20 protein-coding genes are annotated in these 22,838 nt (G+C 71.5%); 10 read left to right on the top strand and 10 right to left on the bottom strand.

The features are described 5' to 3' along the window. Window positions 1-39: 39 nt before the first annotated feature. The 4 genes from IE269_RS02955 to IE269_RS02940 all read left to right on the top strand — a co-directional run bounded on the left by IE269_RS02955 (window position 40) and on the right by IE269_RS02940 (window position 4,158). Window positions 40-2,136, top strand: a complete 2,097-nt coding sequence (locus tag IE269_RS02955; protein WP_189821073.1) for an SH3 domain-containing protein — start codon at window positions 40-42, stop codon at window positions 2,134-2,136. Between the two features lie 144 nt (window positions 2,137-2,280). Then, window positions 2,281-3,033: an amidohydrolase family protein gene (locus IE269_RS02950; protein WP_189821072.1), complete on the top strand. Its 753-nt coding sequence runs from the start codon at window positions 2,281-2,283 to the stop codon at window positions 3,031-3,033. Between the two features lie 79 nt (window positions 3,034-3,112). Continuing rightward, window positions 3,113-3,478, top strand: coding sequence for a hypothetical protein (locus IE269_RS02945; protein ID WP_189821071.1), 366 nt, complete (start codon window positions 3,113-3,115; stop codon window positions 3,476-3,478). Window positions 3,479-3,552: 74 nt separating this feature from the next. Continuing rightward, window positions 3,553-4,158: a hypothetical protein gene (locus IE269_RS02940; RefSeq protein WP_189821070.1), complete on the top strand. Its 606-nt coding sequence runs from the start codon at window positions 3,553-3,555 to the stop codon at window positions 4,156-4,158. A gap of 27 nt (window positions 4,159-4,185) precedes the next feature. Here the strand turns inward: IE269_RS02940 and IE269_RS02935 are convergent, their stop codons facing one another. Together IE269_RS02935 and IE269_RS02930 are read right to left on the bottom strand one after the other, a co-directional pair. Next, window positions 4,186-4,791 (bottom strand): hypothetical protein, encoded by a 606-nt coding sequence (locus tag IE269_RS02935; protein ID WP_189821069.1) that lies wholly within the window; start codon window positions 4,789-4,791, stop codon window positions 4,186-4,188. Window positions 4,792-4,823: 32 nt separating this feature from the next. Further along, window positions 4,824-6,134, bottom strand: coding sequence for a class I SAM-dependent methyltransferase (locus tag IE269_RS02930; protein ID WP_189821068.1), 1,311 nt, complete (start codon window positions 6,132-6,134; stop codon window positions 4,824-4,826). An 83-nt stretch (window positions 6,135-6,217) separates the two neighbouring features. On the opposite strand from IE269_RS02930, the gene IE269_RS02925 reads away from it, so the two are divergent. Together IE269_RS02925 and IE269_RS43690 are read left to right on the top strand one after the other, a co-directional pair. After that, the gene (locus IE269_RS02925; RefSeq protein ID WP_189821067.1) at window positions 6,218-7,222 is read left to right on the top strand and encodes a polysaccharide deacetylase family protein; all 1,005 of its coding nucleotides are present in this window, start codon (window positions 6,218-6,220) and stop codon (window positions 7,220-7,222) included. A 474-nt stretch (window positions 7,223-7,696) separates the two neighbouring features. Continuing rightward, a complete protein-coding gene (locus tag IE269_RS43690; protein ID WP_474200923.1) occupies window positions 7,697-8,266 on the top strand; it encodes a polysaccharide deacetylase family protein in 570 nt (189 codons plus the stop codon). 31 nt (window positions 8,267-8,297) lie between these two features. On the opposite strand, the gene IE269_RS02915 is transcribed toward IE269_RS43690, so the two are convergent. Next, complete coding sequence (locus IE269_RS02915; protein WP_268253587.1) at window positions 8,298-8,774, bottom strand: DUF6234 family protein; 477 nt, start codon at window positions 8,772-8,774, stop codon at window positions 8,298-8,300. 284 nt (window positions 8,775-9,058) lie between these two features. Between IE269_RS02915 and groES the strand changes: the two genes are divergently transcribed. Together groES and groL are read left to right on the top strand one after the other, a co-directional pair. Further along, on the top strand, window positions 9,059-9,367 hold the full coding sequence (gene groES / locus IE269_RS02910) for a co-chaperone GroES (RefSeq protein WP_147987721.1): 309 nt from the start codon (window positions 9,059-9,061) through the stop codon (window positions 9,365-9,367). Window positions 9,368-9,500: 133 nt separating this feature from the next. After that, window positions 9,501-11,129 carry a chaperonin GroEL gene (gene groL, locus IE269_RS02905; RefSeq protein WP_189821065.1) on the top strand — a complete coding sequence of 543 codons (1,629 nt, stop codon included), beginning with the start codon at window positions 9,501-9,503 and terminating at the stop codon, window positions 11,127-11,129. An 86-nt stretch (window positions 11,130-11,215) separates the two neighbouring features. On the opposite strand, the gene IE269_RS02900 is transcribed toward groL, so the two are convergent. The 5 genes from IE269_RS02900 to IE269_RS02880 form a co-directional block, all read right to left on the bottom strand. Continuing rightward, window positions 11,216-12,280, bottom strand: a complete 1,065-nt coding sequence (locus IE269_RS02900; RefSeq protein ID WP_189821064.1) for a hydroxyacid dehydrogenase — start codon at window positions 12,278-12,280, stop codon at window positions 11,216-11,218. 53 nt (window positions 12,281-12,333) lie between these two features. Beyond that, window positions 12,334-13,254, bottom strand: a complete 921-nt coding sequence (locus IE269_RS02895; protein WP_189821063.1) for a carbohydrate ABC transporter permease — start codon at window positions 13,252-13,254, stop codon at window positions 12,334-12,336. Then, window positions 13,251-14,252: a carbohydrate ABC transporter permease gene (locus IE269_RS02890; RefSeq protein WP_189821062.1), complete on the bottom strand. Its 1,002-nt coding sequence runs from the start codon at window positions 14,250-14,252 to the stop codon at window positions 13,251-13,253. Before IE269_RS02890 ends, IE269_RS02895 begins: the two co-directional genes overlap by 4 nt. Before the next feature lie 34 nt (window positions 14,253-14,286). Next, window positions 14,287-15,621 (bottom strand): ABC transporter substrate-binding protein, encoded by a 1,335-nt coding sequence (locus IE269_RS02885; protein WP_189821061.1) that lies wholly within the window; start codon window positions 15,619-15,621, stop codon window positions 14,287-14,289. A 102-nt stretch (window positions 15,622-15,723) separates the two neighbouring features. Next, window positions 15,724-16,860: a substrate-binding domain-containing protein gene (locus IE269_RS02880; RefSeq protein ID WP_189821060.1), complete on the bottom strand. Its 1,137-nt coding sequence runs from the start codon at window positions 16,858-16,860 to the stop codon at window positions 15,724-15,726. Between the two features lie 168 nt (window positions 16,861-17,028). Between IE269_RS02880 and IE269_RS02875 the strand changes: the two genes are divergently transcribed. After that, a complete protein-coding gene (locus tag IE269_RS02875; RefSeq protein WP_189821059.1) occupies window positions 17,029-18,897 on the top strand; it encodes a DUF2264 domain-containing protein in 1,869 nt (622 codons plus the stop codon). Next, window positions 18,869-20,464: a right-handed parallel beta-helix repeat-containing protein gene (locus IE269_RS02870; RefSeq protein ID WP_189821058.1), complete on the top strand. Its 1,596-nt coding sequence runs from the start codon at window positions 18,869-18,871 to the stop codon at window positions 20,462-20,464. The genes IE269_RS02875 and IE269_RS02870 overlap by 29 nt, the downstream gene beginning before the upstream one ends. A 26-nt stretch (window positions 20,465-20,490) precedes the next feature. Here IE269_RS02870 and IE269_RS02865 read toward each other — a convergent pair whose 3' ends face one another. Beyond that, entirely contained in the window at window positions 20,491-21,264 is a 774-nt protein-coding gene (locus IE269_RS02865; protein WP_189821057.1) for an SDR family NAD(P)-dependent oxidoreductase, read from the bottom strand. 42 nt (window positions 21,265-21,306) lie between these two features. Further along, window positions 21,307-22,821 (bottom strand): multicopper oxidase family protein, encoded by a 1,515-nt coding sequence (locus tag IE269_RS02860; protein ID WP_189821056.1) that lies wholly within the window; start codon window positions 22,819-22,821, stop codon window positions 21,307-21,309. Window positions 22,822-22,838: the final 17 nt, after the last annotated feature.

The raw sequence follows: 22,838 nt of genomic DNA, 5'->3' as shown, positions 1-22,838 counted from the left end.
CCAGGGGGACGCCCCCAGCCCTCACGAAGGAGTTCGGCCTTGCCCAGAAGAACGTCAGTCCCTCACCTCGCGCTCGGCGCGCTGTCCCTGGGGGCCACCGCCGCCCTGTGCGCACCGGGTGTCGCGCAGGCCCTTCACCAGCCGGCGTCGGCCGCCGCCCATGTGCAGACCGTACGGAAAGTGGCCGCCGGTGCCGCGAAGGGGTGGGTCCTCTCGCGTGCGGGGACGGTCGTACGGTCCGCCCCGACCGGGACGTCGGACCGGCTGGGCACGTTCCGCTCCGGCATGACGGTCCGGCTGGCCTGCAAGGCGGCGGGCCAGAACGTGGGCGGCAACCCGCGCTGGTACCGGCTCGCCGAGCGCGAGGGCTGGGTGAGTGCGCGGTACGTCAAGAACTTCAGCTTCGTCGCGTGGTGCCACGGCAGTGGGATGGACGGGCGGGGCGTGGGCGGAGCGAAGCCGCCGAAGCCGCGGCCGGAGACGGGCGGGAAGCCGGGACACGGGAAGCCGGGGCACGGGACGGGCGGCTGCCAGATCTGCCAGGGGCAGAAGGGGCCCAAGGGGGAAGCGGGCCCGGCGGGACCTGCGGGTCCTGCCGGTCCGAAGGGTGAGCCCGGGAACCCGGACATCTGGACCCCGGAGCAGATCGAGAAGGTGCGCGGCCCGAAGGGCGAGCCGGGAACTCCGGGCGGCCCGATGGGGCCGCAGGGGCCCAAGGGCGACTCGTGGAACCCGGCCACGGCGACGCCCGAGGAGCTCGACAAGGTCAAGGGTCCGAAGGGGGACAAGGGAGACAAGGGCGACCCGGGGCAGCCGGGCCCGGTCTCCGCGCCGATGCCCGCCATCAAGGGCGACAAGGGCGACAAGGGTGACAAGGGGGATGCCTGGAACCCGACGACGGCCCCGCCCGAGGAGGTCGAGCTGGTCAAGGGCCCGAAGGGCGACAAGGGTGACAAGGGCGACGCGTGGAACCCCACCACGGCCCCGCCGGAAGAGGTGGAGGCGGTGAAGGGCCCGAAGGGCGACACCGGAGCCGCTGGGCCTGCCGGTGACAAGGGTGACAAGGGTGACAAGGGGGACGCCTGGAACCCGACGACGGCGACCCCGGACGAGCTGGACCTGGTGAAGGGCGCCAAGGGAGACAAGGGTGACGCGGGCGCCGACGGTGCCGCGGGGCCCGCCGGCCCCGTCGGCCCTGCCGGTGCGAAGGGTGACAAGGGCGATGCCTGGAACCCGACGACCGCTCCGCCCGAGGAGGTGGAAGCGGTGAAGGGCCCCAAGGGCGACACCGGCGCCGCCGGGGCGGAGGGGCCTGCCGGTCCCGCTGGCGCGAAGGGCGACAAGGGTGACTCCTGGAACCCGGCGACGGCGACCCCGGACGAGCTGGACCTGGTGAAGGGCGCCAAGGGGGACAAGGGTGACGCGGGTGCCGACGGGGCGGCGGGCGCAGCGGGCCCGGCCGGACCCGCGGGGCCTGCCGGGGCCAAGGGCGACAAGGGGGACAAGGGCGACGCGTGGAACCCGACGACCGCTCCGCCCGAGGAGGTGGAAGCGGTGAAGGGCCCCAAGGGGGACACCGGCGCTGACGGCGCGGCCGGTGCCAAGGGAGACAAGGGAGACAAGGGTGATGCCTGGAATCCGACCACGGCGACCCCCGACGAGCTGAACCTGGTGAAGGGGCCCCAGGGTCCCGCGGGCGCTGCCGGTGCCGCCGGCGCAGCAGGCGCGAAGGGAGACCGGGGTGACCCCGGTACCCCCGGTGCTGCCGGCGCCAAGGGAGACAAGGGCGACCCCGGCACCCCCGGTGCCGCCAGCACCGTCGCGGGCCCGGCCGGAGCCAAGGGAGACAAGGGGGATAAGGGAGACAAGGGCGACACCGGCAGTGTCGGCACCCCCGTCATCAAGACCTACAAGCAGACCCTGCCCGCCAACTCCGAGACCACGATGAAGAGTCCGGCCTGCCCGGCCGGCTCCCAGATCATCAGCGGCGGCTGGTACCAGGACTACTGGACCTCGGGCGTGGAAAAGCCCGACGCCTACCCGAACGTCAGCTCCAACCAGTACATCGTCGCGGCCAAGAACACCACCGCCGCGCCGATCGCCTTCACTGTCTACGGCGTCTGCCTCCCTGCCTGACCCGGCTGACGCATCCACGGGCCGCCCGGAGCACTTCCGGGCGGCCCGTCCGCGTACCGCACGGGCCCGGAAAGCCCTCGCCGCGCGCGACGCCGCCTCCCGTGGCAGCCTCGTACGGGTACCCACCAGGGAGGCGGCACCGCCATGACCAGCGTCGACGTACACGCGCACTACTTTCCCGAGCTCTACCTCGACATGCTGGACGAGTTCCACGGCTCGCCCGCCGGGACGGCCGGGCTGCGCGGCGCGGGAGGCGGGGGCACCCCCGCCGAGATCGAGGCGCGGCTCGCCGCGATGGACGCGGCGGGCATCGACGTACAGCTGCTGTCGGCGCCGCCCCTCGTGCCGTACTTCGACGACGCCACGCAGGCGCTCGGTGCGGCGCGGGTCGCCAACGCGGCGTACACCGATCTGATCCGCGCCCATCCCGACCGGTTCCGGGCGCTGGCGGCGCTGCCGCTGCCGAACGGTCTGGCGGCGGGGGATGAACTCGGGCGTGCGATGGACGAGTTGGGGTTTCTGGGGGCTGCCGTCACGACGACGGTTCTCGGACGGCCGCTGTCCGACCGGGAGTTCGTGCCGCTCTTCGACGCGCTGGAGCGGCGCGGTGCGGTGCTGCTGGTGCACCCGACGGGCGGGGAGAGCGGTCAACGGGCCTATGAGGGGCTCGACTTGACGGCGTACCCGAGCATTCGGCTGATCACGACCGGCAGCGTTCCGCCCGAGCGGCCGCTGAACGCCCTCCACCACCACGCCGTCGCCGACGCGGACGGACTGCGGCGGGCGGCCGTGACGTTCGGGCCGGAGCGGCTGCTGCCGGGGAGCGGGTATCCGTACCGTACGCAAGGCGAGGCGGCGGCGGTCGGGAGTGGTGCGGCGGAGTTCCTGGGGCTGTAGGGGACGACGGTTTTAAGCCCCTTTTGCCGAAGCGACGTACGCTGGTCGCACACGCGGCACAGGGGGAAAGGGGCGCGCGATGGCCTGGTACTGGTGGATCTTCATCTTCTTCATGATGGGCGGCTTCGGCGGCCTCGCGAACATGGGGCGGCAGGCCCTCGCCACCCGGCACGAGCGTCAGATGGAGCGGCAGAAGCTGCTCCGCAAGGAGCGGCAGGCGATCGAGGCGGCCAACAAGCCGCCCGAGCCGATCTGCGGCTGCACGCACCACCTCGCCAAGCACGACAAGGCCGGGAAGTGCCACGAGTCCGTCGAACAGCCGACCGCCTGGGACGAGAACAAGAAGCCGGTCCGCTTCGAGGCGGGCACCTGCAACTGCCAGCAGTACGTGGGTCCGCAGCCGCTCTCCCAGGTGTACGCGGACGAGCTGACCGACCTCGCGTGAGGGGTGCGGACGGGGCCCGGTAGCGTCCGTACTCGTATTCGTACGCGTACTCGCACGAAGGAAGTCCACCCGCCATGCCCCGCCCGCCCCTGCCGCCGCCCCCGCCTCCCGTGCCGTACCGCACCTGGCCCGACCCGGAGGCGATGCGGGCCGACCGGGAGCGGGCGATGAGGGAGCTGGGGCGCCGGGCGCTCGGGGTGCCAGCCGCCGTCGGGTTCTGGCTGTACGCGCTGCTGCTGGCGGTGGGGTGGGGGTGCGTGGGGGTCGCGTTGCAGACCTTCGAGCAGGGGATGTTCCCCGACGTGCTGATCGGCGGGATCTTCCTGGTGCTGGGCGTGGGCGCGATCGTGCCCGCCGCGATTCTGCTCGGGCTCGGGGTGAAGCGGGATCGGACGATACGTCAGAGGCTGTGCGCCTGGCAGGAGTTGGGGGCGGATCCGGCCGTGGACGCGCAGGTGCGGGCGCCCGGGCGGAGCCTCGCGTGGCTGCTGCCGTCGTTCGCGCTGGCGGCGCTCGGGCTGGGGACCTCGCTGGGCTGGGCGGCGTCGGCAAGCCCGGGCACGGACACGTACGCCGACGCCGCGTTCTTCATCGGGGCGGGGTGTGTGATGTGGGTGGTGGGGTTGCTGGGGATGGTGAAGGCGGTGGGGCACTACAGGTGGGCGGTGCGGGTGGGGTGAGGGGGCGTTTGTCCGGGGGCGGATGCGTTACCCCTCGCGTGCCGCCTGCCACACCCAGGACGTGAGCCGCTTGTGGCCCGGCAGCTCCCCGCGTCCCGTGGACCACAGCAGCACCTCGGTGGGGCCGTCGGCCAGGGCTCCCGGGGCCTCCGAGGCTTCCGGGGCTTCGGGGAAGAGCCGCTCCAGGACGTACGTCGCCGAGCGGGCCGGGGGTGTCCACGGCATGCCGAGGCCCTGCGTGATGTCGTACGTGTGGAGCATGGTCTCCGCGACCCCCATCGCCTCGAAGCCCGTCGGGTCGCACGGCCCCCAGTGGAACGCCCGCACGTCCGGGCCCGCGGTGGCGAGGGCGCTGGTGAGCATGCCCCCGGCCGCGCGGATCACCCGGAGCACCTCGCGGGGCGGCGTTCCGGGACGTACCACCAGGTCGAACGGCAGGTAGCAGTCGTCCGGCTCGGCCGCCAACTGGCCTGCATACGCGGTCAGATCGTGCGCGATGTGCGCGGCGGTCTCCCAGCAGGACCACTCCATCCGCTGCTCCGGAGGGCCGGCCGGGGCCGACCAGTCGCGGGTGTCGGCGTGCGGCTCCAGGACGCGTTGCAGTTCGGCGAGAGCTTCCTCGATGTGGGTCATGGGGGGCCATCTACCCAGCGAGGGGCGGGAGTTCACCTCTGGGCGGGGTGGCCGATCAACATGCTGGGGGCACCGGCGACGCGGGTGAGGAAGACGGTCGCGGAGTTCTTGCCGGAGAGCTTCATCTTCTTGCGCAGCTCCTCGGGCTCGACGGCGGACCCGCGCTTCTTGACGGTGAGGACACCGACCTCGCGCTCGCGCAGGAGTGCCTTCAACTTCTTGACGCCGAAGGGGAGTTGGTCGGTGATCTCGTACGGGGTGGCGTACGGGGTGGGGCGCAGCTCGTCGGCGGTGACGTACGCGATCGTCTCGTCGATCAGGCCGCCGTCGAGGTCGGCGGCGACCTCGGCGACCAGGTGGGCGCGGATGACGGCGCCGTCGGGCTCGTAGAGGTAGCGGCCCAGCGGGCGGACGTCCGGGTCGGGCAGGCCGCGGCCGAGGAGGCTCGCGCCGGAGGGGAGCAGGGTGGCGCGGCGGCCGCCGGGGGTGACGTGCGGGCTGCCGGCCGGGGCGTGCCAGAGGACGGCCTCCTTGACGTCGCCGCCGTCGGAGATCCACTCGGCCTCGAAGTCGTCGGGGACCAGCTCGTGCGGGATGCCGGGGGCGATCTTGATGGCGCCCGCGCCCACCTTCCGTACCGCTTCGACGGAGAAGGAGAGGGGCGGCGAGTAGGCCTCGGGGTCGAAGATGCGGCCGCGCTTGGTGGAGCGGCGGGCCGGGTCGAGGAAGAGCGCGTGCGCGGTCGTCGTGTCGTACGTCAGGACGTCGGCCTGTACGACGCGGAGTGCGGCGGGGTCGGGGAGGAGGGCCTCGGCGTTCGCGCGGGCGGCGAGACAGGCGGCGGGGTCGAGGTCGACGGCGGTGACGTGCAGGCCGGCGCGGGCGAGGGCGAGGGCGTCGCCGCCGATGCCGGAGCAGAGGTCGATGGTGTGGGGGGCTTGGGGGGTCTGGGGGGTGTGCGGGGTGGGCTGGTGCTGCTTGGCCTGGTTTTCGGTGGCGATGGCGTGGAAGCGGGGGGTGCGGTGGTCGGCGACGGACTTGCGGGTCGACTGTTCGACGCCGTTGGGGGTGAAGTACATCCGCTGGGCGTCCTCGGGGCCGAACTTCGCGGCCGCCCGCTGGCGGAGCCGGGCCTGGGCGAGGGCCGCCGACACCAGCTCGGGGGAGTGGTCGCGGCGGAGCCGGGTCGCCAGGGTCAGGGCCTGGGCGGGGTCGTAGTCGCGCAGCTCGGCGAGGAGGGCCTGGCCCTCGGGGGTGAGGAGGGCGGCGAGGGCGGCTTCGGGGGCGGCGGGCGCGGTGGTGGCTTCGGCTGCGTCGGCGGAGGGGGTCTTCACCTGGTCCATTGTGGGCCAGCCGGGGGAGAAGCGTTCGTCGTGCCGGTGCGGCACGGGGGTCGGGGCGGGCCGCGCTGACAGGATGCGGCGCCATGCGACTTGTACGACAAAACGAAGAAAGAGGGCTCTCTGTGGACAACTCCGGAGGTGCCGGACGGAAAAGGGGCAGCATTGCCGTAGCGGTTCTGGTCACGGCCGCGATCGCCTCGGGGTGCGCGACCCCGGCAGAGGAGTCGGGCGGACAGGGCGGGTCCGGCGTCGGAGTCGGAAAGGAAGGGGGTGAGGGGCAGGGACGGAAGATCGACGGCGCGGCCGGCGCGCTGCTCTCACCCGCGGAGAAGGCGCGGCGCGAGCGGGCCGCGGCACAGCAGGCGCAGGCGGCGAGGGCGGCGGCGGCCAGACGCTGGGGGCTGGTGCAGGTGCCGCTGACCGCGCCCGCACCGCCGAAGGTGAAGCCGAGGATCACGGCCCGCCAGGGCTTCGAGGTGGACGGGCAGGTGGAGGAGGGCCTGCCGCCGGTGTTCACGACGGTGCCGGTCAAGGACAGGGTCGTGTTCCTGACCATCGACGACGGGGCGGAGAAGGACCCCGAGCTGCTCCGGATGATGGACGAGCTGAAGATCCCGTACAGCTCGTTCCTCTCCGACTACCTGGTGAAGGAGGACTACGGCTACTTCAAGAAGATGCAGGACAAGGGTGTCGCCCTGCACAACCACACCCTCAACCACCGCTATCTGCCCGGGCTTTCGTACTCCCAGCAGAAGCACGAGATCTGCGGCCAGCAGTCCAACATCGAGAAGCACTACGGCAAGCGCCCCCCGCTCTTCCGCCCGCCGTACGGCAACTACAACAAGGACACCCTCGTCGCCGCGAAGTCCTGCGGGGTGAAGGCGGTGCCGCTGTGGGCGGCGGAGGCCTTCCCCGACCGGATGGAGTGGCGGGAGTGGGACAAGGACCTGCACCCGGGTGACATCGTCCTCACGCACTTCCGGGGGCCGGACGACTGGAAGGGCTCCATGCCCGACATGATCCGCCGGGTCATGAAGACGATCACGGCGAAGGGGTACGCCGTGGCCAAGCTGGAGGACTACGTCTGATCGGACCAGGTCGGAGGGGGTGCGAGGGAACCTGAGGGGGCTGGTTTCCCTCTCGCAGCGGGGAGCGGGAACCGCACGCCCTCCGGCACAGTGCGCCGGGTCGTTGTCGTAGCAGGTCGAAGGAATGCAGTGAGCGGAGGACGGGTGCGCCGGTCGGGGCTGTGGGTGGCGGGGGCGTTGGCGGTGGGCGTGCTGGCTGTGGGGGCGAGCGGCTGTTCCGNGGGGGGGGGGGGGGGGGGGGGGGGGGGGGGGGGGGGGGGGGGGGAGGGGCCCTCAAAGACGGCGGACCACCCGACCCCCGCCCCCACCGCCCCCGGCCACCCCGCCCCCGCCGCCCCCCAGGTCGACGCCCGCGGCGTACCCCCCAAGGCCTACACCCGCTGGGGCCTCGCCAAGCCCCTCGCACCGCCCCCGGCGACCCCGGACCGTACCCCCGCCCTCAAGCCCTCCGGACCGCCCGTCGTCCTCGACCGGGTGAAGACCAACGACAAGGTCGTCTTCCTCACCTACGACGACGGCGCCGAGAAGGACCCGGCCTTCGTCAAGATGGTCGCCGACCTGAAACTGCCGATCACCATGTTCCTCACGGACAGCGTCGCCGGAAGCAATTACGACCACTTCAAGAAGCTCCGCGACGCCGGCAACGGCACGATCCAGAACCACACCACCGGCCACGCCAACCTCCGCACCCTCTCCTACGAGGCCCAGCGCAAGCAGATCTGCGACCAACAGGACCGCCTGGAGCACCACTTCGGCACCCGCCCCACCCTGTTCCGCCCGCCGTACGGCAACTACAACAAGGACACCGTCCGCGCCGCCGGGACCTGCGGGGTCAAGGCCCTCGTCCTGTGGCGGGAGTCCATGCAGATCCACAACATGCAGTACGCGGAGGGCAAGCGCCTCAAGCCCGGCGACATCGTCCTCGCCCACTTCCGCGGCCCCTCCGAGCTCAAGGGCTCGACCATCACCGAGATGACCACCCGCATGCTCCGCCGCATCCAGGACCAGGGCTTCACGATCGCCCGCCTGGAGGACTACTTGTAGGAAGGGGCGGGGTTCCGGCCTCCTGCGGCCCCTACCCGCCCGGGCACTCGCACGCCCCGCCCCCGCTGGGGCAGACGCAGGTCTGCTCGAAGGCGGGTGCGGAGGCGGGCCGGGGCGCCTGCCCGGACTCCACCGCGAGGGCGACCGCCCCGATCGCGATCAGCGCTGCCACGACCGCCTGCACGGCGCCCGTGATCACGAAGGCGCCCCGCAGGAAGGCCCGGGCGGTCAGGGCGACGACGGCGGCCACGACGCCGAAGCCGATCACGGCCCCCCATTCCGTCGTGGCGCCCGACCAGCCCGAGGAGCCGCCGCTCCCCGAGCTCTGGAAGGCGAGGAAGACCGCCGTGCCCACCACCGCGACCACATCCATGAGGAACATGAATATCGCCAGCGGCGCGTCCCCCCGACGGCTGGTGGGACGGCGGTCGGGGCTCGGCTCGGCTCGGGGGCCGGGGCGGAGTTCATGGGTCGCACTGTCATACGGAACGGAATCACGTGACGGCACGTTCTCCGTACGTACCCCCCCCGGAAATCCGTATCGAGCCCCCGGAACCCCGCCCGGCACCGGCCGCGCACGCGCCCCGGCACGGAGTCCCACCACCCCCGGGGGTCCTGAATTGGCACTCCGCTTGACCGAGTGCTAACCGCGTCATAGTCTCGGCTCTGGCACTCACCACTGGAGAGTGCCAACACAGCGACGGGCAGGTCCGGCACCCGCGACGACGGATCCACCTGGTCGCCACCCCAGACTGTTAACCCCGTGAGATCTCCGAAGGGGGAGACCGGATCGTGACGACCGCCAGCTCCAAGGTTGCCATCAAGCCGCTTGAGGACCGCATTGTGGTCCAGCCGCTCGACGCCGAGCAGACCACGGCCTCTGGCCTGGTCATCCCGGACACCGCGAAGGAGAAGCCCCAGGAGGGCGTCGTCCTCGCCGTGGGCCCGGGCCGCTTCGAGAACGGCGAGCGCCTGCCGCTCGACGTGAACGTCGGCGACGTGGTGCTGTACAGCAAGTACGGCGGCACCGAGGTGAAGTACAGCGGCGAGGAGTACCTCGTCCTCTCGGCCCGCGACGTTCTCGCCATCGTCGAGAAGTAAGCAGGTCGGGGAGTCTTCACTTCCCGCACAACGCATCAGTAGGACTGCGCCCCTGGCCCCCGCTCACGCCGGGCGGCCGGGGGCGTCGTTCATTTTGCGCAGTTCGTAATTCCGAGAGGACTTGAAAAGCTCCATGGCGAAGATCCTGAAGTTCGACGAGGACGCCCGTCGCGCCCTTGAGCGCGGCGTCAACAAGCTTGCCGACACCGTGAAGGTGACGATCGGCCCCCGCGGCCGCAACGTCGTCATCGACAAGAAGTTCGGCGCCCCGACCATCACCAACGACGGTGTCACCATCGCGCGTGAGGTCGAGCTCGACGACCCGTACGAGAACCTCGGCGCCCAGCTGGTGAAGGAGGTGGCGACCAAGACCAACGACATCGCGGGTGACGGTACGACCACCGCCACCGTGCTGGCCCAGGCGCTCGTCCGCGAGGGTCTGCGCAACGTCGCCGCGGGTGCTTCCCCGGCCGCCCTGAAGAAGGGCATCGACGCCGCGGTCAAGGCCGTGTCCGAGGAGCTCCTCGCGACCGCCCGCCCGATCGACGACAAGTCCGACATCGCCGCCGTGGCCGCGCTCTCCGCGCAGGACCAGCAGGTCGGCGAGCTCATCGCCGAGGCGATGGACAAGGTCGGCAAGGACGGTGTCATCACCGTCGAGGAGTCCAACACCTTCGGCCTGGAGCTCGACTTCACCGAGGGCATGGCCTTCGACAAGGGCTACCTGTCGCCGTACATGGTGACCGACCAGGAGCGCATGGAGGCCGTCCTCGACGACCCGTACATCCTGATCCACCAGGGCAAGATCGGCTCGATCCAGGACCTGCTGCCGCTGCTGGAGAAGGTCATCCAGGCCGGTGGCTCCAAGCCGCTGCTGATCATCGCCGAGGACGTCGAGGGCGAGGCCCTGTCGACCCTGGTCGTGAACAAGATCCGCGGCACGTTCAACGCCGTGGCCGTCAAGGCCCCGGGCTTCGGCGACCGCCGCAAGGCGATGCTCGGCGACATGGCCACCCTCACCGGTGCCACCGTCATCGCCGAGGAGGTCGGCCTCAAGCTCGACCAGGCCGGTCTGGACGTGCTGGGCACCGCCCGCCGCGTGACCGTCACGAAGGACGACACGACCATCGTCGACGGCGGTGGCGAGTCCGCCGACGTGCAGGGCCGCGTCAACCAGATCAAGGCCGAGATCGAGTCCACGGACTCCGACTGGGACCGCGAGAAGCTGCAGGAGCGCCTGGCGAAGCTCGCCGGTGGCGTCTGCGTCATCAAGGTCGGTGCCGCGACCGAGGTCGAGCTCAAGGAGAAGAAGCACCGTCTGGAGGACGCCATCTCCGCGACCCGCGCCGCGGTCGAGGAGGGCATCGTCTCCGGTGGTGGCTCCGCGCTCGTCCACGCCGTCAAGGTCCTCGAGGGCAACCTCGACAAGACCGGCGACGAGGCCACGGGTGTCGCGGTCGTCCGCCGCGCCGCCGTCGAGCCGCTGCGCTGGATCGCCGAGAACGCCGGTCTCGAGGGTTACGTCATCACCTCGAAGGTCGCCGACCTCGACAAGGGCCAGGGCTTCAACGCCGCCACCGGCGAGTACGGCGACCTGGTCAAGGCCGGCGTCATCGACCCGGTCAAGGTGACGCGCTCCGCCCTGGAGAACGCCGCCTCCATCGCCTCCCTGCTGCTCACGACCGAGACCCTGGTCGTCGAGAAGCCGGCCGAGGAAGAGGCCGACGGTGGCCACGGCCACGGTCACGGCCACTCCCACTGAGGCTGAGCCCCGGTAGGTAGCTGTACGTTCCTGAGCCCGGCCCCCGTCGCGAAGACGGGGGCCGGGCTCAGGCGTGTCCGGGGCTCCTACGCCGACCGCTCCAGCCCGTCGGGGCGGACCTCCTCCACGAAGGGCAGCCCCGCCCCGTACCGCTCCAGCTCGTCCAGCGCATGCGCCGCCATCCGGTGCAGCTCGTTGCCGAAGGAACCCGCCATGTGCGGGGTGAGCAGCACGTTCGGCAGGGTGTAGAACGGCGAGCCCGGTGGCGGCAGTTCGGGATCTGTCACATCGAGTACGGCGTCCAGCCGGCCGGTGCGCAACTGCTCCAGCAGCGCCGCCTCGTCCACCAGCGACCCCCGCGAGGTGTTGATCAGCGTCGCCCCGTCCTGCATCGCCGCCAGCTCTGCGGCGCCGATCAGGTGCCGGGTCTCGGGGAGTTGCGGCGCGTGCACGGACACCACCGAACTCCGGGCGCACAGCGTGCCCAGGTCCGTCGGCGTCACCCCGAGCCGGGCGGCCTCGGCCCCGCTCACGTACGGGTCGTACAGCAGCACGTGTACGTCGAAGGGGCGCAGCAGTTCGATCACGCGCCGCCCGATCCGGGACGCGCCGACGATGCCCACCGTGCGCCGGTAGTTGCCGGAGGCGGCCAGGTCGGTGCGCCAGTCGTGCGGGGTGCCGTTCAGCTCCCGGTAGCGGCGGGCGGCCCGCGCCACCTGCTTCCCGGCGAGGAGGATCGCGGCGAGGGTGTACTCGGCGACGGGCAGGGCGTTGGCCCCGGCGGCCGCGCTGACGGTGATGCCCCGGTCCCAGCACGCCTGCGTGACATGGTGCTTGACCGACCCGGCGGCGTGCACGACGGCCCGCAGTCGGGGGGCCCGTTCCAGTACCTCTGCCGTGAGCGGGGTCGCTCCCCAGCAGGTCAGCAGCACTTCCGTCCGGGCGAGGGCGGTCGCGTACGCGGGGGAGTGCAGGTCGTCGGCGATCAGGTGGGGGTCGGTGCGGGCGATCCGGGCCAGCCGGGTCCGCTGCTCCTCGGTGAAGAGGCGGTCGGCGATGTCGGGGGCCATGGCGAGCAGGGTGCGGGGGCGGTCTGCGGCCGGGCCCCTGTCGGGGGCGGTCGCGGGGCGATTGTCAGTGGCGTGGTGCATGGTGGAACTCAGGTCTCCTCATCGGTTCGTTCGGCGCCAAGGGATACCGCCCGTCACTTGACGCTGCCGGCCGTGAGCCCGGCCTTCCAGTGCCGCTGGAGGGAGACGAAGGCGACGATCAGGGGGATGACGGCGAGGAGGGAGCCGGTGACGACCATGGGGAGGTATGTCGGCTCGGCGTGGGCGTTGGAGTTCCACGCGTACAGACCGAGGCTCAGCGGGAAGAGCTTCTGGTCCGACAGCATCACCAGGGGGAGGAAGAAGTTGTTCCAGATCGCGGTGAACTGGAAGAGGAAGACGGTCACGAACCCGGGCATCACCATGGGCAGCCCGATCGAGACGAAGATGCGCAGCTCGCCCGCCCCGTCGATACGGGCGGCCTCCAGGGCTTCGTTCGGGATGTAGCCCGCGCTGAAGACCCGGGAGAGGTAGACGCCGAAGGGGTGGACCAGGACCGGCAGCAGGACTGCCCAGTAGGTGTTGACCAGCCCGATCTTGCTGGCCAGGAGGTACATGGGCAGCGCGAGCGCGGTCGTCGGGACGAGCACGCCGAGCAGCACCGTGGAGAACAGCTTCTCCTTGCCCTTAAAGGCGTACTTGTCGAAGGCGTACCCCGCCGCGACGCTCACCAGCGAGCTGAGCACGGCCCCCACACCCGCGTACAGAAGGGAGTTGGCGTACCAGCGGAAGTAGATGCCGTCGCCGTGGGCGGCCAGGTCGGAGAGGTTGCGGCCGAGGTCGAAGCCCTCGAAGGAGAACGCGTTGCCCGCGAGGAGCCCGCCCGCGTCCTTGGTGGCGGCGGTGAGCAGCCAGACGAGAGGGAAGAGCATGTAGAGCGTGGCGAGGACGAGCGCTCCGTTGACTGCGGTACGGGACAGCCAGCGGTTCGCGGGACCGGGCGGTGCGGTGGGGGAGACGGCCGTGACGGCCGGCTCGCGGGACACGGCGGGCTCGCGGGACACGGCGGTGCTCATGCGGTGGCCCCCTTCTCGGCCTTCTTCTGCTTGCGCCCGCCCGACAGCTTCGTGACGACGAACGACAGCAGTGCCGCCGTCAGGGCCAGCAGGACGGAGGCGGCTGCGGCGAGCCCGTAGTCGTTGCGCTCGAAGGCGGCGGTGTAGGCGTACATGTTCGGCGTCCAGGTGGAGGTCACGGCGGAGCCGGTGCCCTTGTTGAGGATGAGGGGTTCGGTGAAGAGCTGGAGCGAGCCGATGACGGTGAACAGGGCGACCATCACCACGGACGCCCTGATCAGCGGCACCTTGATGCTGAACGCGGTGCGCCAGGCCCCCGCCCCGTCGACGGTGGCCGCCTCCAGGACGGACCGGTCGACGGCCTGCAGGGCCGCGTAGAAGATCACCATGTTGTAGCCGAGCCACTCCCACAGGGCGATGTTCACGACCGAGGGCAGTGCGCCCGACGGCGAGAAGAAGTCGAAGCCGATCCCGCCGGCCTCCATCGCCTCCACCACCGGGCTGAGCTGCGGCGTGTACAGATACACCCAGATCAGCGCGGCGATGATGCCGGGCACGGCGTGCGGCAGGAACAGCGCGAGCTGGAAGAAGCGGCGTGCGCGGGCCAGCGCCGAGTCCAGCAGCAGGGCCAGCGCGAGGGCCCCGCCGATCATCAGCGGGATGTAGAGCGCGCAGTATCCGAGGAGTACGACGAAGCCCTCGCGGAAGGCCGGGTCGCCCAGCGCCGCCGTGTAGTTGCCGAGGCCGCTGAACACGGTCTCGGTCCCGCCGAAGCCGAGCCCCGACTGCTTCTCGCTGAAGAGGCTCAGCCACACCGCGTAACCGATCGGCACGACCATGACCAGGACGAACAGCACGAAGAAGGGGGTGAGGAGGAGGGCGGCGGCCCCGCCGGTGCGGGAGCGGGGCCGGGTACGCGCGGGCGGTGTTGCGAGCGGGGCGTCCGGCCCGGGGGCGGGCGCCCCGGGCCGGGTTCCGGCGGTCTTGGTGGTGGTCATGGCGTCGTGGCCTTCGTGGTGCTCATGGCGGGGCTCAGCCCTCGACCTTCAGGCCGCGCTTCTTCAGCTCGGCGACCGTCGCGTCATGCCCGGCCTTCACCGCGTCGGCGATGGTCGTGCCGCCGTTCGTGACCTTGCCGAACTGGTCCTTGATGACGCTGTTGGTGGTGCCGGTGCTCGGACCCCACGCCCAGTTCGGGTTGATCGAGGTGCCCGCGTCCTCGAAGACCTGGTAGATGTCCTGGCCGCCGTAGTACGCGGCGTCGAAGGCCTTCTTCGCCACCGGGCGCAGCTCGGCCGCCGCCGGGAAGGCGCTCGAAGTGCCGGACGCGATACGGGCCTTGATGCCCGCCTCGGTCGTCGTCATCCACTTCGCGAACTCGACCGCGGCGGCCGCCTTCTTGCTGTTCTTCGGCACCGCGAACGTCGACCCGCCGAGCATCCCGCTGGCCGCCTTCCCGTCCCAGGTCGGCATCGGGGCCACCGCCCACTTGCCGCTCTGCTCGGGCAGCGTGCCCTTCAGGACGCCCGCGCCCCAGGCCGCGCCGACGTAACCGATCGTGCCGCCGCTCTTGAGGGAGTTGGTCCACTCCGGGCTGAAGGAGGCGTTGTTGCGGACCAGGTCGTCGTCGAGGAGCTTCTGCCAGTACGCGGAGACCTTGGTGGTCGCCGGGTCGGTGGTGTTGACCTTCCAGGTGTCGCCCTCGGCCTTGAACCACTGGGCCCCGGCCTGCCAGGCCATCGCCTGGAACGTCGTCGGGTCGTCCGGGAAGAAGGTCCCGATCCGCGCCTTCGCGTCGGCCTTCTTCACCTTCTGTGCCGCCGCCCGGAACTCGTCCCAGGTCTTCGGCACCTCGACGCCGTACTTGGTGAAGAGGTCCTTGCGGTAGTAGAAGGCCTGCGGGGCGGCGTCGAAGGGGACCGCCCAGTTCTTGCCGCCGAGCGTCGTCAGCTCGACCGCCTGCGGCAGGAACTTCTTCTTCACGTCGTCGCCGAGCAGCGCGCCGATGTCCTGCACCGAGCCCTGGCTGACGAACTCCGGCAGCATCGGGTACTCGATGGACACCAGGTCGGGGGCGTTGCCCGCCTTCACCGCGTTGGAGATCTTCGCGTAGCCGCCCGCGTTGCCGGACGGTATCTCCTCGAACTTCACCTTGATGTTCTGGTGCGAGGCGTTGAACGCGTCGACGACCTCCTTGGTGCCCTTCGCCCAGCCCCAGAAGGTCAGGTCGACGGGCTTGCCGTCGGCGCCCGGCGCGGCGGTGGCGTCACCGCCCCCGCCGCCGCAGGCCGTGAGGACGGCGAGGGCGGTGACGGCGCCGACCGCGACGAAGGGGGTTCTCTTCCAACTGCTCCAACTGCGGCTCACGGCAAGGCTCCTGTGGGAAGGCGGCGACTCTGGCGTTGGCCGCGATCCTTGAACCAGCCCTGAACGAAGTCAAGAGCGATTGATCGAATGATCGAAACTAGCTCATACGGATGCGGCCCCGGACGTCCCCGCAGACCCCGCCGCCTCCTTCGTCCCGGACGCCCCCACCGTCTCCCCGGCCGCCCCGCACGACGCCCGCACCCGCAGCCTCGGCAGCAGCGCCAGATGGCGGCGCGAGGAGTCGCCGTCGCCCAGCCGCTCCAGCAGCAACTCCGCCGCGTGCCGCCCCACTTCGCGCTTCGGCGGGGCCACCGCCGTCAGCGGGGTGTCCGCGAGCGCCGCCACCTCGTCGTCGTACGCCACCACCGCCAGGTCCTCGGGCACCCGCACCCCCAGCTCCGCGAGCCGCTGCACCACCTGGATCGCGTCCACGTCGTTGTGCACCAGCGCCGCCGTCGCCCCCTGCGCCACCGCCGCACCCAGGTCCCGTACGGCAGCTTCGAAACCCTCCGGATCCAGCTCCGCCGGTACGGAGTCGATCGCCGCCCGGGGCGCCGCGAGCCCCAGCGACCCCAGCGCCGCCGTGTACCCGGCCCGCACCGACAGGGCCGTCGGGCTGTCCGCCCGCGCCACCAGCACCGGCGCCCCGTGACCGAGGCCCACCAGGTGACGTACGGCCAGCAGCGCCCCGTACGCATGGTCCGAGCAGACCCGGTCGAGCCCGTCCAGCGGCGACCCGGGCGCGGGCTGCCGTTCGAGCAGCACGGCCGGAACGGGCAGCCGGGCCACCCACTCCCCGTACTCCTGCGGGTCCTCGGGCCGCCGCCACCCGGGCGCGACCAACAGCCCCTGCGCACCGGCCGCGAGCAGGCCCTCCACCCGGGCCCGGTCCTCCTCGGGGCGGTAGTCGGAGATGCGCAGGATCAGCCGGGCCCCGGCCTTCGCCGCCGCCTCGTGCGCACCGCGGATCACCTCCGCGAAGTAGTACGTCGCCGACGGCGCGAGCAGCCCGAGCACCAGCCCCTGGGGCCGCTGCCCGGGCACGGACGCGGCGGCCGGCCATGACACCGACCCGTGCACCCGCTCCAGCAGCCCCTTCGCCGCCAGCGCCTCCGCGTCCCGGCGGGCGGTCACGGGGGAGACCCCCAGCAGCCCGGCCAGGTCGGAGACCCGTGCGGTGCCGTGCCGGCGGACCAGCTCCAGCATTCGGTCATGACGTTCTGCGGCACTCTCGCGCACGGCGGCATCCCCCTGGAAGGTGTGGTCACTCGGTCCGAGACTAGACCAGCCCGGCTGATCGAACGACGCAAGTTTCGATCATTCGACCGCGATCCATTGACCTTCGATCAGCGGAAGTTGATGATTCCCGGCAACGCCGCCGCTGTCGCACCGCCCCAGGGGAGCCCCATGCCCACGCCGCCGCCCGAGAACCGTGAGCTGAGCCCGTACACCGGCTGGACCCGCGCCCACTGGGAGCGCACGGCCGACGAACTCCTCCTCGCGGTACGCCCGTACAGCACCCCGCGCCACGCCCTGATCCACCTCCCGGGCCCCCGCCCCAGCGTCTCCGGCCCCCGCTCCGACGGCCTCGAAGGCTACGCCCGTACGTTCCTCCTCGCCGCCCTCCGGGTCGCGGGCGCCCACGGCGACGACCCCCACGGCCACCTCGCCCGGTACGCCGAAGGGCTCGCGGCAGGCACCCAACACCCCACCTCGGAAACTGAGTTGAACCCCGCCGACCCCGAGTCCTGGCCGCGCCCCGCCGACATCCGCCAGGCCGTCGTCGAGTCCGCCTCCGTCGCCCTCTCCCTGCGCCTGACCCGGCCCTGGCTCTGGGACACCCTCGACGACACCACCCAGCAGCGCGTCGTGGACTGGCTGCGGCCCGCCCTCGGCCCGTCCCCGGTCAACAACAACTGGTGGCTCTTCGGCCTCACCGTCGCCGGTTTCCTCCAGGACGCCGGCATCGAGACCGACCGCGCGCAGCAGACCATCGACACCGCCCTCGCCCGCATCGAGGACTGGTACCTCGGCGACGGCTGGTACAGCGACGGCCCCAACCGCTCCTTCGACCACTACAACGCCTGGGCCCTGCACTTCTACCCCGTCCTGCACGCCCACCTCTGTGGCGACAAGGCCCTCCTCGACCGCTACGGCCCCCGCCTGCACGCCCAACTCGACACCTACACCCGCCTCTTCGACACCACCGGTGCGCCGATCCCCTTCGGCCGCTCCCTCACCTACCGCTTCGCCGCAGCCGCCGCCCCCTGGCTCGGCGCGCTCACCGGCCACACCCCGCTGACCCCCGGCGCCACCCGCCGCCTCGCCTCCGGCGCCCTGCGCCACTTCACCGACCGGGGCGCGACCGACGGCCGGGGCCTGCTGTCGCTGGGCTGGTACGGCCCGTACCCGCCCCTGATCCAGACGTACTCGGGACCCGCCTCCCCCTACTGGGCCTCCAAGGGCTTCCTCGGCCTGCTCCTCCCCGCCGACCACCCCGTCTGGACCGCCCCCGAGGAACCCCTCCCCGCCGAGACCGTCGACGCCGTCACCCTCGCCGCCCCGCCGAACCTCCTCGTCCAGACCACCGCCGCCGACGGCCTGGTCCGCCTGCACAACCACGGCAGCAACCACGTCGGCCCCGAGGACGACCCCCTCTACGCCCGCTTCGCCTACTCCACCCGCACCGGCCCCTCCCACGAGATCCCCGACAACCACTTCTCCCTGGACCTGGACAACGCCCACACCTCCCGCGGCCCCGCCGCCCCCGCCGCCCACGGCCCCGGCTGGGCGTCCTCCACGCACACCCCCGCCCCCGGCATCCGCGTCCTGTCCGTCACCGCCGCCCACGGCCGCGGCGAACTCCGCGCACACCTGGTCACGGGCGCACCGCCGGGCACCCCGGTCCGCCAGACCGGCTGGGCCGTCACCCCACAAGGGCCCACCGCCCAGCTCGACCCCGTCCACGGTTACGGCGCGGGCGCCCCTGGGGAGCCCCAACTCCCCGTCGGTCCGACCCCGTTCGGCCCGTCCGCCCGCGCCGCCGTACTCCAAGGACGAACGGGCGAGGAGGGAAGTTCCCTCTTCGTCGCCCTCGCCTCCCTCACCGCCGAGCCCGACCCGGCCCCGGCCGCTTCCCTCGCAGACGTCCAGGTCCGTACGACCGAGGCCCACGGCTTCGACATCCACCTGACCTGGCAGAACGGCCCCACCGTCCTGCTCCGCCTCGACCCGGAGGAACCCCACAGTGAGATCCCGATCCCGCACCACCCTTGACCCCCGCACACCCCTTGACCCCCGCACACCCCGCAGCCCCCGCCCGCCCCTCGCCCTCGCCGTCGCCGCCTCGGCCGCCGCCCTCGCCGCCCTCCTCCCGTCCCCCGCCCAGGCGGCCCCCACCGGCCACTCCCACTACGTCGACTGCGGCGCCCCCACCACCCCCGGCGACGGCACCCGCGCCCGCCCCTGGACCACCCTCGCCGAAGCCAACGCCCACACCTTCGGCCCCGGCGACCAGCTGCTCTTCCGGCGCGGTGCCACCTGCGAAGGCTCCCTGGAGCCCCGGGGAGCCGGGTCCGCCGCCCGCCCCTTCGTCATCTCCGACTACGGCAACGCCAAGAGCCGGGCCAAGCTCGCCGGGAACGGCGTCCATGACGTCGTACTCCTCAGCAACACCGAGCACATCAAGCTCACCCGCCTCGAAATCACCAACGCGACCATCCCCAACACCAATACCGAGCGCAACGGCGTCCGCCTGCGCCTCACCGACTACGGCACCGCCCGCGGCTTCGAGCTGGCCGACCTCCACATCCACGACGTACGCGGCGGCGACGCCAAGAAGCTCACCGGCTCCAGCGGCATCCACATCGCCGTCGAGGGCACCGCGAAGGCCAGCAAGTACGACGGCCTGAACATCCACCACAACCGCATCGAGGACGTCGACCGCGAGGGCATCTACTTCAAGTCGACCTTCTCCAAGCGCGACCTGGTCGGCCAGCAGCAGGACCCCGCCGCCTACCCCGGCGAGTGGACCCCCTCCACCCGCGTGCACATCCACCGCAACACCCTGAAGTCCCTGGCAGGCGACGGGATCAAGGTGGACACCACCGCCGGAGCCGTCGTCGAGCACAACCGCATCGACGGCTTCCAGCTCCGCTCCAAGGAGGCCAACGCGGGCCTGTGGACCTTCAACACGGACGACACCCTCGTCCAGTACAACGAGGTCTCCGGGGGCGGCGGCACCCGCGACGGCATGTCCTTCGACGCCGACGGCGCCTCGCAGCGCACGGTCTTCCAGTACAACTACAGCCACGACAACCTGGGCGGCTTCCTGCTGATCTGCCCGTACAGCGGCGCGAAGACCGTCGACACCACCGTCCGCTACAACGTCTCCGTCAACGACGGCGAACGCCTCGTGCAGAACTGCTGGGGCCCCATCCTGGGCACCCGGATCTACAACAACACCTTCGTCAACCGCGCGAAGGTCCCCACCTACCTGGTCCAGGACGACGCCACCAAGCCGGACACCACCCAGCACGAACTGACGTTCCGCAACAACGTCTTCGTCGGCATCGGCACCGGCGGCTACGCCTTCAAGAACCCGACCGCCGGTCTCACCTTCGACCACAACGCCTTCCACGGCGTCCCGATGACCCGCCCCAACCCCGGCGGCCTCACCACCGACCCCCGGGTCCGCCCCGACTTCCGCCTCGCCAAGGGCTCGCCCGCCCTCGCCGCCGGAGTCGAGATCCCCGACAACGGCGGCAAGGACTACTTCGGCAACCGCCTGAAGCCCGGCACACCGCCCAACCTGGGCGCGTACGCGGGCCCCGGCATCCGGTAGCCGACTCCCGTAGTAGATGAACCCGCCTACTTCGGCCCGTACTTCCGCCCCGTCTTCGACGTAATGCCGCCGAGCAGCCCGCGCGGCGCCACCTTCACCACACCCATCAGCGCCTTGTAGCGCGGGTCGGGGATCGACAGCGACTTGCCGCGCGCCATGTCCTTCAGCGCCTCCGCGACGAGCTTGTCCGCGTCCAGCCACATCCAGGACGGGATGTTGTCGGTCCCCATCCCGGCCCGCTCGTGGAACTCCGTCCGTACGAAGCCCGGGCACAGCGCCATCAGCCGCACCCCGCTCCCGGCCAGGTCCTTCGCCGCGCCCTGGGTGAACTGCACCACCCACGCCTTGCTCGCCCCGTACGTGCCCCGCGGCACGAAGGCGGCGACCGAGGCGACGTTCACGACTCCGCCGCGCCCGCGCTCCTTCATCCCCTTCACCGCCTCCGACGTCAGCCGCAGCACCGCCTCGCAGTGCACCTTCAGCATGGTCAGCTCGTCGGCCATCGGGACTTCCAGGAACTCGCCCTTGTTGCCGAACCCGGCGTTGTTGACCAGCAGGTCCACCGGGTGCGTACGGTCCGCGAGCCGGGCCTCGACGGCCGCGATGCCCTCCTCCGTGGAGAGGTCGGCGGTCAGCACCTCGACCTCCACGGCGTGCTTGTCGTGCAGCTCCGTCGCCTGCTTCTGGAGGCGCTCGGTGTTGCGTGCCACCAACACCAGGTTGTGCCCGTCGGAGGCCAGTCGCCGCGCGAAGGCGGAGCCGATGCCTGCGGTCGCGCCCGTGATCAGTGCAGTCGTCATGCGCCCCACGGTAGTGCCCCGAGTGCGCCCCTCCGCCCGCCGTCAGTGCCCCGCATGCGCCCCGCCCGCCACAGTCCCTGCCCGCTGCCCCTTCTCCACGACGACGAACTGCCCCATCATTCCCCGGTCCTCGTGATACAGCAGATGACAGTGGTACATGTACGGAGTGTCCGGATCGGCCGGCCCGTCGAACCGCATCGCCAGCTTCACCGTCGACCCGCCCGGCACGAACACCGTGTCCTTCGCCCCGCGCAGCATCCCCGTCGGCGCCTTCCCGTCCACCGACAGCACCCGGAACTGCACGTCGTGGACGTGGAAGTTGTGCGGGACGCCGTCCTCGTTGCGTACGGTCCACACCTCCGCCGTGCCTCGCGTGACCGTCTCGTCGATGTGCCGCATGTCCATCTTCCGGCCGTTGATCCCCGACATCCGCAGCCCGAAGTACCGCCCGCGCACCGCATCCTTCTCCTGCGGCACTTCCAAGTCGCCCATGACAGAGGGAAGTTCCGGCGCCTTCCGCAGCGTGGGCGCCGCCCGCAGCTCCAGTACGTCGAAGGAGTCGTCCCCACCCGCGAACCGCTGCTCGAACCCGCCCCCGTAATTGCTCTGCGGGAAACTCCTCAGCACGACCTTCTCCCCGGCCCGCATCCGCACCACGACCTCCGCCCGCTCCCCGGGCGACAGCTGCACCCGCTTCAGCGTCTCGGGCCGTTCCAGCAGCCCGCCGTCCGTCGCGACCAGCGCGAACGCACGGTCGTCGCCGAACCCGAAGTCGTAGATCCGCGCCGTCGACGCGTTCAGCAGCCGCAGCCGTACGAGCTCGTCGCCGACCTCCTTGTACGGGTCCAGCGTGCCGTTGACCATGGTCCGCGAGCCCAGGAACCCGGTGTTCTGGAGGAAGCTCCGCCGCCCGTGGTCGAGGTTCGCCCCGTCGAACTCCACGTCCTGCACGGCCACCGGCAGGTCGTCCACCCCGTACCGCTTCGGCAGCTTCAGCGACGCGCTGCGGTCGTCGTCCACCAGGAACATCCCCGCCAGCCCCCGCTGCACGTGCGTCTCGGTCTTCCCGTGCGGGTGCGGGTGGTACCAGAGCGTCGCGGCGGGCTGGTCGATCTTCCAGTACGGAGTCCAGGTCCTGCCGGGGGCGACCTCCTGGTGCGGGCCGCCGTCCATCTTCGCGGGCAGGTGCATGCCGTGCCAGTGCACGCTGGACGCCTCGGGCAGCGTGTTCTCGACCTTCACCCGCACCTTCTCGCCGCGCTTCGCCCGCAGCGTCGGCCCCAGGTACGAGCCGTTGAATCCCCAGGTCGGCGTCCGTACCCCCTTCTCGAACTCCGTCGTCCCCGCCTGCATCCGCAGCGAGAACACCCGGGTCCCGTCCTTCTCGACGGTCGACGGCGCGAGCGGCGGCACTTTCAGTTCCTTGCTGAACCGCACCTGACCGACCGTGCTCACCTCGGCCCCCGTCCACTGCCAGGCGAACAGACCGCCGACGGCGGCGAGGAACACGGCTGCGACCGAGCCGAGAACGATGAGGACGCGCTTGAACCGGGACATGCCAAGACCCTCGCGCC

The sequence above is a fragment of the Streptomyces spiroverticillatus genome (genome assembly GCA_014650415.1).
GTDB lineage: Bacteria > Actinomycetota > Actinomycetes > Streptomycetales > Streptomycetaceae > Streptomyces > Streptomyces spiroverticillatus.
The sequence above is the reverse complement of the archived record's forward strand: the minus strand, read 5'-3'. Positions and strand labels throughout refer to the sequence as shown.